Raw genomic sequence first — 12,716 nt, forward strand, 5'->3', positions numbered from 1 at the left:
GGAGCACGACATCCTCCGGCGAGGTGCCTCCGGACGCGAACGTTCGCCTTGGGACTTGGCCCCTCAGTTCCGGCGAGGAGAGGACCTCCATGACGACGTTCGGCCGTCGCGACGATTCCTCGCGCTCCAGCGCTACTTCGTCGAAGGCGTCGCCGGGGCCGTGAAGTCCTGACCTCGAATGAGAGACATGAATCAACCGAACATCCTGCTCATCTGCACCGACCAGCAGCGCTTCGACGCGATGGGCGCCTACGGCAACGACGAGATCGACACGCCCAACCTCGACCGGCTGGCGGCCCAGGGCGTGCTCTTCGAGAACTGCTACGTGCAGAGCCCGGTCTGCGGCCCCTCCCGCGCCAGCCTGATGTCGGGCCGCTACGTTCACGCGCACGGCGCCTGGGCGAACGGCGTCGGGCTGCCCGCGCACGAGCACCTGTTCTCGCGCACCCTGGCCGACCACGGCTACGACTGCGGCCTGGCCGGGAAGTTCCACGTCGGCGGGGCGTGCTTCGGCGGCCGTCTCGAACCGCGGCTGGACGACGGCTTCCGCGTGTTCCGGTGGGCACACGACCCTTACGTCGGATCGTCCGAGAACGCCTACCACCGGTGGCTGCGGGCCGTACGGCCGGACCTGTACGAGGCCGCCGCCCAGGCCGATTCCGGGACCGGCTTCGACACGCTTCCCACGGAGTTCCACTACAGCCGGTGGATCGGCGACGAGACCATCGACTACCTGCGGCGCTCGCGCGACGCGGACAAGCCGTTCTTCTTCGTGGCCAACTTCTTCGACCCGCACCACGGGTTCGGCGCGCCGAAGGAGTACGTCGATCGTTACCGCGGAAAGGCTCTGCGGCGTCCGGTCACCCGGGACCAGGAGCTCGCCGGCAAGCCGCCCGTGCAGACCGAGGCCTCGCACCGCTCCTACGCCGGCCACGCACGCGGCTACACGGAGTACACGGAATCCGAGCTCCACGACGTCAGGGTCAACTACTACGCGATGGTGAGTCTCGTCGACGACGAGGTCGGCCGGATTCTCGCCGCCCTCGACGAGGCGGGCCTGGCCGAGGACACGCTGGTCGTCTTCACCAGCGACCACGGCGAGATGCTCGGTGATCACCAGCTCATGCTGAAGGGGCCGATGATGTACGAGTGCGCCGTCCGCGTGCCGCTCGTCATGCGCTGGCCCGCCGGGTTGCCCGCCGGCGAGCGGCGGGCCGGGCTGGTCCAGTGGATCGACCTGGCGACGACGTTCCTCGCGGCCGCGGGCGCACCGCCACTCCCCCGCGGGCAGGGGCTGAACCTCCTGCCGCCGGCCCGCGGCGAGCAGGACGCGCCGGCAAGGGACTGGGCCCTGTGCGAGTACCGCAACAGCGGCCACCCGTACGAGGAGCCCGTGCACACCACGATGCTCAGGCACGACCGCTGGAAGGTCGTCGTCTACCATGGCGCGCCGTCCACGACCCGAGCGCGCTCCGGCGAGCTGTACGACCTGGAGACCGACACGATGGAGCTGGACAACCTGTGGGACGACCCGGCTCATGCGGCGGTCCGGGCCGAGCTGCAGGAGCTGCTGCTCGACGTCCTGGTCGCCACCGAAGATCGTAGCCAGCCGCGGACGGCGCACTGGTGATCCCACCAGCGCGCCGGCGAGCCCGGCCGCCGCGGTTCGCGGCGGCCGGCGCGAACTGGTCAGTGGCGCTGCAGCGCGCGGAAGTCGTCGAGCCAGTAGCCGCGCCCCGACAGGGCGCCGCGGGGCTGCACGGTGTACGGGGCGTACACGCTGTTGAGCAGCCACGGGGCCTTGCCGGGGCCGAAGTTCTCGACCATCAGGTCGTCCTGCTTGAAGGCGTACGTGGCGACCGCCAGCCGCCCGGTGCCCCGGTACAGCTTCATCTGGTCGCGCAGGAAGCCCGACTGGCTGGTGAACCACGGGCTGCCGGCCAGGAAGTCGTCCCACTTCCGCTCGCTGAACGGCTTGTCGATGGCGGCCTTGATGACCTGCCATACCAGCGTGCCGGAGGGGAAGCCGTACTTCTGGGCGAACGTGGCCGCGACCGGGTCCTTCAGGTGCTGCTGCCAGTACCAGACGAGAGAGAACTCGGTGACCAGGAACGTCTGGTCGGGGCGCATCCTCGGCAGGATGTAGTCCAGGAACGGCTGCGCGTTCTCCGGCGCGGGGATGTGCGGGTGGATGTCCACGCCCTCGATCTCCGGCGTCTGGCGTACGAAGGTCATCCAGCGCTCGGCCGCCGGCGTGCGGCGGTCCGGCAGGTCGAGCCGGTTCAGCGCGCCCATGTAGAGCGCGGTGCCGCAGTCGGCGCCGCACCGCTCACGCCGGTAGTCGATCACGTGCCGGGCGACGGTCTCGTAGAACTCGTTGAGCCGCTGGTCACGCTCGGCGGGCAGGCTCTCGATGAAGGGCTCGTTGCCGATCGTGAGGATGTCCACCTTGCCCATCACCGTGGGGAGCACCTTGTCCAGCCGGGCCAGCTCCGCGGCCATCCTGGGGCTGCCCGGCGCGGGGAAGGACGCCGCGTCGTAGGGGAACTTCAGGCTGAGGACGGTGTCGTAGCCGCGCGCCGCCGCCTTGGTGATGGTGCTGATCGCGAAGTGCTCGGCGGGGTCGCCCTTGTCGGCGGCGGGCATCGGGAAGAACCCGCGGACCCAGCGGGCGCGGGCCTCGCGAAGTTCCCGGTAGTCGAGGGCGTCGAGGTTCTGGTTGAAGTTGGCGCCCAGAGCGCCGTACGCGCGGGCGAGCGGCTTGGCGTCGGGCACGGATTCGGCTCCTTCCGCCGCAGCGGGGTGGGTGAGGGACGAGACGGCGAGAACCGCGGTTAAGGCGATGATCGGCAGTCGGCGCAGCATGTGACCTGCTTTCTCGGAAGGGAAGGCCGATGCGTGTTCAGCTCAGCACATTCATGTTTGCGCTAACCTGAGTGGCCTGTCAACGGCCTGGGCGGTGGCGGTGAGGTCAGCGGCGCGGCGGCGCGGTGGAGGCCCGCACCACCAGCTCCGGCCGGACGAACCTGCTGGCGGAAGCGGACGCCTCGACCTTCTGCGGGGCCTCGATCTGCGTGATCAGGTGCTCGAGACAGCGGCGGCCCACCGTGGCGAGGTCCTGGCGGACGGTCGTCAGCGGCGGGATGAGGAACGGCGCGAAGTCGAGGTCGTCGAAGCCGACCACACTCAGGTCGTCCGGCACCTTGCGGCCCAGCTCGGCCGCCGCTTGCAGGACGCCCACGGCCATCTGGTCGTTGGCGGCGAAGACGGCGGTCACGTCGTCGTCGGCCAGCAGGCGGCGGGCGGCGTCGTACCCCGACTGCGGGGACCAGTCGCCGACGACGGGCGGCGGGACGGCGCGGCCCGACCGCTTCAGCAGCCGCTGCCACGCGGCCCGGCGCCGCTGCGCCGGGTTCGAGCCGGTCGGCCCGGCCACGTGGTGGACGGTGGCGTGGCCGAGCCCGAGCAGGTGATCCACGGCGGCGCGGACGCCGGCGGCCTCGTCCATGCCGAAGGTGGGGTGCCGGTGCGCCGCCCTGCTGTCGGCGATCACCACCGGCACCTCCTCGGGAAGCTGCAGGTGCGGGGTGTCGAGCACCCGGGCCTCTATCACGATCACGCCGTCCACCGCGCGGTCGGTGAGGCCGCGGACGGCGGCGCGGATGTCCTTCTCGGTCGGGCCGTTGACCATCGCGACGCTCACCGAGTAGCCACGGGCCTGGGCGCCGGTCACGACGGCCTCGAGGATGCGGACGTTGAGCACGGCGCTGAGGTTGAACATGACGACGCCGATCGTGCCGAACCGGCCGGTGGCCAGCGCCCGCGCGGCGATGTTGGCGCGGTAACCGAGCTGTCTCATGGCCGTCTCGACCTTGAGCCGCGTGGCGGCGGTCACCCGGTCGTTGCCGTTGACGACCCGCGACACGGTCTGTCCTGACACACCGGCGATCTTGGCGACGTCCGCCATCGACGGGCCGCCGGACGCCCCCGTCCCTGGTTGCCGAGCCACGCGGGGTGCTCTCCCTTCCTCGTAGCAGCGCTGAACAAGGTCAGGCCAGGCCCAGGTGATTGGTTCCTTCGAAGTCGCTCAAGGACGTGTCGTAGTCCTTGCCGCCGACAGCGTACATCGACGTCATCCAGTGGTGGAAATTATCGCCGGAGGCCCGAAGCCGCTGGTAGAGACGGCCGATCAGCGCCGACTGGACCTCGCCGAGCGCCGGGTCGCCGTAGCGGTTGGTCAGCTCGGACGGATCTTCTTCCAGGTCGTAGAGCTCGTTGACGCTCTCCGGGTTGACCACCAGCTTGAACCGGCGCGTGCGCAGCATGCGCTGCGGATAGGGGAAGTGGTGGCCGTGGAACTCCGCGGTGATGTCCTCGCGCCAGCCGGCGGGCTCCTCCCCCAGCGCGAACGGCACCAGGCTGCGGCCGTCGGCGCCCGGCTCGGGGCCGGCCCCCGCCAGGTCGAGTATCGTCGCCGTGAAGTCGACCAGGCTGACGAAGGCCCCGGTCGACGCGCCGCCCGGCGAGCCGGGGACGCGCAGCAGGCCGGGGATGCGGTAGATGTCGTCGTACATGGCCGGGCCCTTGTCGTGCAGGCGGTGGGAGCCGGTGAACTCGCCGTGGTCGGCGGTGAAGGCCACCGCCGTGCTGCCGGTCAGGCCGAGCCGCTCCAGGGCCTCGGTCAGGCGGCCGACCTGCTCGTCGATGAGCGTCACATACCCCCAGTACGCGGCCACGAGCCGGCGCGCGGTCTCCTCGCCGAGCGTGTCGTGCGTCCAGTGCTCGCTGTAGCGCCGCTGGACGGGCGGCTTGTTCTCGAACGTCTCCTTGATCGACTCGGGCAGCTCGACCAGGTCGGGCGAGTACATCTCCAGGTACTCGCGCGGCAGCAGGTAGGGAAGGTGCGGCCCGTAGAAGTGCACGGCCATGTAGAAGGGGCGGCCGTCGCGGTGGAAGTCCTCGGCGTAGCGTTCGAGCCGGTCGATCGTGCGGTCGGCGAGGAAGCGCTCGAACGTGGCCTCCCCCGGCTGGTGCAGGACGCCCGCGAGCAGGTTGCCGGGCTCTCCGTTGGGGAAGACCCCGCGCACCTCCTCGCTGATCTCGGGTCCCGGCAGGCCGTGGCGTTCCAGCCAGGCCAGGTAGTCGGGGTGCCCCACCGGGTTGTGCCAGCCCGGGTAGTGGGCGCCGTCGAAGCCGAACTCACCGGGGCCGCGCCGCCGCCCGACGTGCCACTTTCCCTCGATGCCGACGTTGTAGCCGTGCTCGCGCAGGCGGCGGGAGAAGGGCGTGAACTCGTCCGGCAGCTCCTCCGAGTACCCCACGTTGCGCTCGTAGTTGGCCAGCAGCCGGTGCCGGAACGGCAGCACGCCGGTCAGCAGGCTGGCCCTGGCGGGGGTGCAGATGGCCGACGGGGTGAAGCAGGCGTCGAAGCGGGTGCCCGAGGCGGCCAGGGCGTCCAGGTGCGGTGTGGACACGTGGGGGTTGCCGTAGCAGCCGAGGGTGTCGACGCGGTGCTGGTCGGTCATCAGGAAGAGCACGTTCGTGGGTTGGCTCATCGGGCCTCCATGCTTGTTTCCGCAAACATCGGAATCACCGTCAGCAGCGGGGATCATGGCGCCTGAGCTGCAGCTCAAAGAAACCTCACCGTCATGACCTTGACGCTGATAGGTGGCGGTCATAGGTTAGCGCAAACATGGAACCGCTTCACGGGGGGTCCCTGAAGGTTCAGGGCTGGGCGGGATCGTGACCGACTCGACGACGAAGAGGAGTCGCCATGGGGTCGCATCGCCGAATCCTTGGAACCCTGCCCGATGTGTCAGGCGCCGGGCGCCGTGACGTCAGCCGCCGCCAGTTCCTCGGCGGCACGAGCGCCGCCGTCCTGGCGGCGGCGCTGACCGCGTGCACCGGCGGCGGGCAGCTGAGCCGCCAGAGCCAGCCCGCCGGTAACGCGCTGCAGTGGTGGGACCAGTTCAGGCCGCTGACCAAGATGCTGGAGAGCGACCTCTTCAGCCCCTACGAGAAGAGCCACGCGGGCGTCACGATCGAACGGCGCCAGATGGACGCGCCCGACCTCGGCCAGGCGCTGCAGGTGGCGCGGCGCAGCAACCAGATGCCGGACGTGCACTCGCTGGCGGGGCTGGGCGCCGTATCCCCGGCCGCCCTGGTCAGCGAGGGCTGGTTCCAGCCGGTCGGCAAGCTCGCCGACTTCGCCGGCAGCCCGGTCGCCGGCCAGCTCTACGACGGCATCCACCGCTTCAACGGCGAGATCTACTCCTTCGCGCCGTTCTCCGGCCGGAATCACGAGGCGGTGCCGTGGTTCAACACGGCGCTGCTCAAGGAGGCCAAGGTGGACCCCCAGGACGAGCCGGCCACCTGGGACGACCTGCGCGACGTCGCCCGCCGCGTGACCAAGGGGAACGCCGCCGGCGCGTACGGGATGGTGATCCCGCTCAAGGACCCCGCGTACCTGGCGGCGCTGGTCCACCGGCTCGCGATGACCGCGGGCGCCCCCGGGCCCGGCGCCATCGACTGGAAGACGGGCGAGTACGTCCACGACTCCCAGCCGTACATCGACGCCGTCGAGTTCCTCGTCTCGCTGCAGAAGGACAAGGTCGTCCACCCGGCGTCCGCGTCGATGGGCCCCCGCGACGCCCGCGCCCGCTGGGCCGCCGGGCAGGCGGCCATCTACCCGTGGGGCGCGTGGTTCGTCGGCGGCCTGCGCGTGGACGAGCCCGAGGCGGTCGAGCGCGGGGTCGGCGTGTGGCACATCCCGTGCCCCGATAGCACCAGGAACTTCGTCTACAGCCCTCCGGCGCCCGGCACGTTCTGGGTGTCGAAACAGTCGAAGAAGGCCCAGACCGCGGCCGAGGTGCTGCTGCAGATGACCACCAAGGAGTTCCAGCTCAAGCTGGCCGCCGCCATGGACCAGCCGCCCGCGCTGGCCGAGGTGGTGGCGGAGGCGCAGGTGCACCCCGCCTACCGGCAGTGCGTCGCCAACTTCCAGGACGACGTGCGCATCGGACCGGTGCCCGAGGTCGGCACGCCGGGCGTGTGGCAGGTGCTCGCCGAGATGCGCGACATCCATCCCGACCTCGGCGACATCGTCCAGTCGGTGCTGACCGGCTCCAACTCCGACGTGGGCGGCCAGCTCCGGCGCTACAAGGACCAGCTCAGCACCGAGCGCGAGCGTGCCATCAAGGCGGTCAAGGAAGAGAAGGGGGTCGAGGTCGGCCTCGACGCCTGGGTCTTCGCCAACTGGGACCGCAAGAAGGACTACGAGCAGCAGGACTACGCCGGCCGCTGAGGGGCGGCCGGACAGGAGCACCATGACGACAACCCACGGGCAGACCTCCGCACACCCCCGGCCCGGACGGCTGAGGCGCCTGCGCAAGGACTGGTGGATCTACCTCTTCCTCCTGCCGACCCTCGTCGGGTACGGCGCGTACACCATCTATCCCCTGCTGGCGTCGTGGTGGTTCGCGTTCCTCGACTGGCCGGGCTTCGCCGACGCCGGGACGTTCATCGGCGTCGAGAACTTCGCGCGGCTGATCGAGGACGAGCTGTTCTGGAACGCGTTCTGGAACTCGATCGTGTTCCTCGTGATCGCCGTGCCGCTGCGGGTCGGGCTGGCGCTCGCGCTGGCGATCGTGCTCAACCGGAAGAAGACGCCGTTCAAGGGCTTCTTCCGCACGCTGTTCTTCCTGCCGGTCGTCACCACGGGCGCCATCGTCGGCATCGTGTTCACGCTGCTGCTGGACGCCGGCGGCCCGGTGAGCATGTCGCTGGTCTGGGCGGGCCTGATCGAGTCGCCGGCGAACTTCGCCGCCGACGCCGGCACCTCGCTCTTCGCCGGGATCGCCGTCTGGGTGTGGAAGTGGCTGGGCATCACCCTCATCTACTGGCTGGCCGCGCTGCAGACGATCCCGCAGGGCGTCCACGAGGCCGCGATGATCGACGGCGCGGGCCCCTGGGCGGAGTTCCGGCGCGTCACGCTGCCGCTGCTGGTGCCGTTCCTGGTGATCATCACGTTGATCGACACCGTGGCGGCGTTCAACGTCTTCGACCTGATGCAGACCCTCACCGGCGGGGGCCCGTCCTTCTCTTCCGAGGTGATCGAGATCTTCATCTTCCGTACGGCCTTCCAGGCCACCGTCCCCCAGCTCGGATACGCCTCGGCCGCGGCGGTGCTGTTCGGGCTGCTCACCATGGTCCTCGCGATCGCCCAGGCGCTGGGCATGCGCTGGGCCAGGAGCCGGATGGGGTCGGCATGACCGCGCCCGCGGACACCCGGCCCGCCCGCCGCCCGCTTGCCGGACGGCCGGCCCCGCGCCGCCGCCCGCTTGCCGGACGGGCGGCCCCGCGCCGCCGGGCGAGCACCGGGCAGGTGGTGACCGCCGTCCTGCTGCTCGTGCTCGGCGGCCTGTGGGTCTACCCGTTCGTCTGGCTGGTCTCGGCGTCGCTGAAGACCTCACCCGAGATCTTCGGCACGGGGCTCGGTCTGCTGCCCGAGGAGCCGGTCTGGGAGAACTACGCCCGCGCCTGGAGCGAGGTCGGCTTCGCCAGGTATCTGGTCAACACCCTCGTCATCACCGCCGGCACGGTGGTGCTCGTCGTCGTGCGCAGCGCCCTGGCGGGCTACGTGCTGGGCCGCTACGACTTCGCCGGCAAGAAGTTCGTCATCGGCCTGTTCCTGGTCACGTTCTTCCTGCCCGAGGGCTACACGATCATCCCGATCACCCAGCTCACCGACCAGCTCGGGCTGCTCAACACCCACGCCGGCGTGATACTCGGCCTGGGCGCGGGCGGGCAGATCGCCTCGACCCTCCTCTACGCCGGGTTCTTCAGGAAGCTGCCGAAGGAGCTGGAGGAGTGCGCCCGCCTGGACGGCGCGGGCCACTTCACCGTCTTCTTCCGCGTGATGCTCCCGCTGGCCTGGCCGATCACCGCCACGGTGGTCATCCTCACGTACCTGTTCGCCTGGAACGTCTACCTGCTTCCGCTGGTGTTCACGCTCAGCGACTCCGACCTGCGGACGCTGGCCGTGGGCATGACGGTCTTCGTGGGCGAGCGGGAAACGGACTGGTCGGGGATGGCCGCGGCCGCCGTGATCTCGCTGATCCCGGTGATCGCCGTCTTCGTCGTCCTCCAGCGGAAGTTCGTCGACAGCATCGCGGGAGCGGTGAAGCAGTGACAGGAACGGAGTTTTGAAACATATGTCTGTCCATGGCCGTGAGGCACTCGTGACGATCGACACTCGCCGCCCGGCGGGCCGGATCGACGACGACGTCTACGGACATTTCCTGGAATCGGCGTTCTTCGGCAACATCGAGGGCGGCGTGTTCGACGAGGGCTCACCGCTGTCCGTCGCCGAGCCCGGCCTGCTCAACGGCGTCCGTACCGACGTACTCGACCTGGTCCGCGAGCTGGGCCCGGGGCCGATCCGCTGGCCGGGCGGCAACTTCACCTCGGCCTACCACTGGGAGGACGGCATCGGCCCGCGCGAGACGCGGCCCAGCCGGCTGGAGCCGGCCTGGGGCGGGCAGGAGTCCAACCGCTTCGGCACCGACGAGTTCCTGGCCTGGTGCGAGGCGGCGGGCGCGGAGCCGTACCTGGTGCACTCCTGCCGGAGCGTGGACGACGCGGTGCGCTGGGTCGAGTACACCAACTCCGCCCGCGCCACCACGCTCACCGGCCGCCGCGCCGCGAACGGGCGGGCCGAGCCGTGGAAGGTGCGCTACTGGGGCGTGGGCAACGAGGTCTACGGCCCGTGGCAGATGGGCCACCGCACGGCCGAGGAGTACGCCGCCGCCGCCCGCGAGCACGCCCGGTTCATGCGCCTGGTCCACCCCGAGATCCGCCTGATCGGCGTCGGCATCCCCTGGCAGCAGGAGCAGTGGACGCGCCCGGTGCTGGCCCGCGCGGGCAAGCTGCTGGACTACCTGTCCCTGCACCTGTACGGAGCCGGCACCCACCTGTGGACCGGCGACGACTACGACGCCGTCGTGGCCCAGGCGCTGTACTTCGAGCGGGAGATCCACGCCTACTCGCGGCTCGTCACCGAGCTCGCCGCCGAGGTGGGCCTGGAGCGCCCGCCCGCGCTCGCGCTCGACGAGTGGACCATGCGCCACCTCGAACCCGAGGACTGGCCGCAGCCGCTGCCCGGCGACGACGGCGGCGTCGCCGAGCGCGAGCTGCCCGAGGCGGGCGACGGTCCGGGACGCCGGGTGCGGGTGAACCGGTGGAGCCCCCGCACGGTCGCCGACCTGGTCTTCTGCGCAGGAGTGTTCCATGCCGTCCACCGCTCCGCCGCTCTGCCCGCGCCCGTGTCCATGGCCAACCCGGTCAACCTGGTCAACGCCAACGGCCTGGTGGTCGCCCGCCCCGGTGGCGCGCTGCGCTCGGCGATCTACCACGTCTGGCACCTCTACCGGCACCACACCGGCAGGACCGTGCTGCCGTCCGAGGTGGACGGCCCGGCCAGGACGACCGCGGTCCGGCTCGGCGACAACTGGGGCCCGGACGGCCGGTTGCTCACCGCGCCCATGACCGTCCCGTACATCGACGTGTCGGCCACCCGCGCCGACGACGGCTCGGTGCGGGTGGCCGTCGTCAACCGGCACCGCGACGAGACCATCCGCGTGCGGCTCGTCCTCGACGGCAGCTCCGGCGCCACCCCCGCCCGCGCGCGGGTGCGCACCGTCGGCGGCGACGTCCCCGGTCTCGGCGCGGTCAACACGCTCGGCGCGCAGGACACGATCGCCGTGCGGGACCTGGGTGAGGTCGAGGCGAGCGGCGGGGCGTGGGAGATCGCGCCGCACTCGGTGACCGTGCTGACCCTTCTCGGGGAGCCTTCGTGACCCAGGATGCCGGCCACCCCCGTCCTCTCCTCGTCCGCCCGCACTGGCAGGACCTGTGCGGCGAGTGGGGCTACGCGACCGACGACCACGACCGCGGCCTGGCCGAGGGCCGGCACCGCGACGCCGGGGCCTTCACGCGCGCGATCACCGTGCCGTACCCGCCCGAGAGCGAGCTGTCCGGCGTCCACGAGCCCGAGCCGCACCCGATCGTGTGGTACCGCCGCACGCTGCGCCTGGAGCGCGAGCCGGGGCCGGACGAGCGGCTCCTGCTGCACTTCGGCGCGGTGGACTACCGGGCGCGGGTGTGGTTCAACGGCGAGTACGCCGGCGAGCACGAGGGCGGTCACACCCCCTTCACCTTCGACGTCACCGAGGCCGTCGTCCCCGGCGGGGAGCAGGTCGTGGTGGTCCGCGCGCAGGACGAGTGCGACGACGCGACCCAGCCGCGCGGCAAGCAGGACTGGCGCGGGGAGCCCCACGACATCTGGTACCACCGCACCACCGGCATCTGGCAGCCGGTCTGGGCCGAGGTCGTGCCCGCGCTGCACGTCCGGGAGCTGCACTGGACCCCGGATGTGCCCGGCGCCGCGGTCGCCGTCGAGGTCGAGCTCTCCCAGCGGCCGGACCCCGCCGTGGACGTCCACGTGGTCCTCACCCTCGGGGACGAGGTCCTGGCGGAGCAGACGTGCCGCGCCGACCGGCGGGACGGCCGGTGGGTGATCGCCGTCCCGGCCGCCCGGCACCAGATGGAGCTCAGCGGGCTCCTGTGGACGCCGGAGCGGCCGACCCTGCTGGACGCCCGCGTCGAGCTGCGCCGCGACGGCGTCCTGATCGACGCGGTGACCTCGTACGTCGGCCTGCGCAGCGTCGGTGTCAGGGACGGCAGGTTCCTGCTCAACGGCCGGCCCCGGTTCCTGCGCCTGGTCCTCGCCCAGAACTACTGGCCCGGCTCCCACCTGGCCGCCCCCGCTCCCGGCGCGCTGCGCCGGGAGGCCGAACTGGCCAAGGAGCTCGGGTTCGACGGCGTGCGGGTGCACCAGAAGGTCGAGGATCCGCGGTTCCTGGCCTGGTGCGACCGGCTCGGCCTGCTGGTGTGGAGCGAGATGCCCAGCGCGTACGAGTACTCGCCCCGCGCCGTCGAGCGGCTGACCCGCGAATGGCTGGAGGTCGTCGCCCGCGACCGCAGCCATCCGTGCGTGGTGACGTGGGTGCCGTTCAACGAGAGCTGGGGCGTCTGGCACGCGGCGGACGTGCCCGAGCAGCGGCACGCCACCGCCGCGCTCTACCACCTCACCAAGGCGCTCGACGGCACCCGGCCGGTGATCTCCAACGACGGGTGGGAGCACACGGAGAGCGACATCTGGGGTCTGCACGACTACGCGCCCACCGGCGAGTCGATCCGCGAGCGTTACGCCGGGCCCGAGGCGCTCGCGCGCATCCTCGGCGACCGCCCGCCCGCGCGGCGCGTCGCCCTGCTCGGCGACCCGGTCCGGCGCGGGCAGCCGGTCGTGCTGTCCGAGATCGGCGGGACCAGCCTCCGCCCGGCGCCGGACGAGGCCTGGCACGGGTACGGCACCGTCGGCTCCACCGAGGAGCTGACCGAGGGGTTCCGGCAGCTCGTGGACGCGGTGCTGGACAATCCGGAGCTGGCCGGTCTGTGCTGGACCCAGCTGACGGACACCGAGCAGGAGCGCAACGGGCTGCTGACCGAGGACCGAGAGCCCAAGGTGCCCGCGGAGACCATCCGCCGCATCCTCACCCGCCCGGCCCGGTCGGTGCCCGCCGAGGCCATCGACGCGGCCCGCCGCGCGGCCAGGGACCGCTGAGCGTGCTCGCGACCGCACACCCTTGACATCCGCG

9 protein-coding genes are annotated in these 12,716 nt (G+C 71.4%); 6 read left to right on the forward strand and 3 right to left on the reverse strand.

Annotation, left to right across the window (positions count from 1 at the left end; translation table 11 throughout):
• Nucleotides 1–187 precede the first annotated feature (187 nt).
• Nucleotides 188–1,630: a sulfatase-like hydrolase/transferase gene (locus AB0J87_RS33935; RefSeq protein ID WP_363971770.1), complete on the forward strand. Its 1,443-nt coding sequence runs from the start codon at nt 188–190 to the stop codon at nt 1,628–1,630.
• Between the two features lie 59 nt (nt 1,631–1,689).
• Here the strand turns inward: AB0J87_RS33935 and AB0J87_RS33940 are convergent, their stop codons facing one another.
• From AB0J87_RS33940 to AB0J87_RS33950, 3 genes are all read right to left on the reverse strand, one after another.
• Complete coding sequence (locus AB0J87_RS33940; protein ID WP_363971772.1) at nt 1,690–2,865, reverse strand: hypothetical protein; 1,176 nt, start codon at nt 2,863–2,865, stop codon at nt 1,690–1,692.
• Nucleotides 2,866–2,971: 106 nt separating this feature from the next.
• Nucleotides 2,972–4,009, reverse strand: a complete 1,038-nt coding sequence (locus AB0J87_RS33945; protein ID WP_363971774.1) for a LacI family DNA-binding transcriptional regulator — start codon at nt 4,007–4,009, stop codon at nt 2,972–2,974.
• Between the two features lie 40 nt (nt 4,010–4,049).
• Nucleotides 4,050–5,555 (reverse strand): sulfatase-like hydrolase/transferase, encoded by a 1,506-nt coding sequence (locus AB0J87_RS33950; RefSeq protein ID WP_363971776.1) that lies wholly within the window; start codon nt 5,553–5,555, stop codon nt 4,050–4,052.
• 257 nt (nt 5,556–5,812) lie between these two features.
• Here AB0J87_RS33950 and AB0J87_RS33955 point away from each other — a divergent pair, with 257 nt between their 5' ends.
• Genes AB0J87_RS33955 through AB0J87_RS33975 form a run of 5 tightly spaced genes read left to right on the forward strand, consistent with a single transcriptional unit; the run spans nt 5,813 to nt 12,682 of the window.
• Nucleotides 5,813–7,303: an extracellular solute-binding protein gene (locus AB0J87_RS33955; RefSeq protein ID WP_363971778.1), complete on the forward strand. Its 1,491-nt coding sequence runs from the start codon at nt 5,813–5,815 to the stop codon at nt 7,301–7,303.
• Nucleotides 7,304–7,325: 22 nt separating this feature from the next.
• On the forward strand, nt 7,326–8,270 hold the full coding sequence (locus AB0J87_RS33960; protein ID WP_355209310.1) for a sugar ABC transporter permease: 945 nt from the start codon (nt 7,326–7,328) through the stop codon (nt 8,268–8,270).
• The gene (locus tag AB0J87_RS33965; RefSeq protein ID WP_363971781.1) at nt 8,267–9,190 is read left to right on the forward strand and encodes a carbohydrate ABC transporter permease; all 924 of its coding nucleotides are present in this window, start codon (nt 8,267–8,269) and stop codon (nt 9,188–9,190) included. The genes AB0J87_RS33960 and AB0J87_RS33965 overlap by 4 nt, the downstream gene beginning before the upstream one ends.
• A 49-nt stretch (nt 9,191–9,239) precedes the next feature.
• Complete coding sequence (locus AB0J87_RS33970) at nt 9,240–10,856, forward strand: alpha-L-arabinofuranosidase C-terminal domain-containing protein (RefSeq protein WP_363971783.1); 1,617 nt, start codon at nt 9,240–9,242, stop codon at nt 10,854–10,856.
• The gene (locus AB0J87_RS33975; RefSeq protein ID WP_363971785.1) at nt 10,853–12,682 is read left to right on the forward strand and encodes a sugar-binding domain-containing protein; all 1,830 of its coding nucleotides are present in this window, start codon (nt 10,853–10,855) and stop codon (nt 12,680–12,682) included. Before AB0J87_RS33970 ends, AB0J87_RS33975 begins: the two co-directional genes overlap by 4 nt.
• The last annotated feature ends 34 nt before the right edge of the window (nt 12,683–12,716 follow it).

This window comes from Nonomuraea sp. NPDC049625, from assembly GCF_040675285.1.
Taxonomy (GTDB): domain Bacteria; phylum Actinomycetota; class Actinomycetes; order Streptosporangiales; family Streptosporangiaceae; genus Nonomuraea; species Nonomuraea angiospora_A.

Excerpts from the sequence above, each read along its gene's own strand:
- AB0J87_RS33935 (WP_363971770.1), top strand. The coding sequence starts at position 188 with ATGAATCAACCGAACATCCTGCTCATCTGCACCGACCAGCAGCGCTTC.
- AB0J87_RS33940 (WP_363971772.1), bottom strand. The coding sequence starts at position 2,865 with ATGCTGCGCCGACTGCCGATCATCGCCTTAACCGCGGTTCTCGCCGTC.
- AB0J87_RS33950 (WP_363971776.1), bottom strand. The coding sequence starts at position 5,555 with ATGAGCCAACCCACGAACGTGCTCTTCCTGATGACCGACCAGCACCGC.
- AB0J87_RS33960 (WP_355209310.1), top strand. The coding sequence starts at position 7,326 with ATGACGACAACCCACGGGCAGACCTCCGCACACCCCCGGCCCGGACGG.
- AB0J87_RS33965 (WP_363971781.1), top strand. The coding sequence starts at position 8,267 with ATGACCGCGCCCGCGGACACCCGGCCCGCCCGCCGCCCGCTTGCCGGA.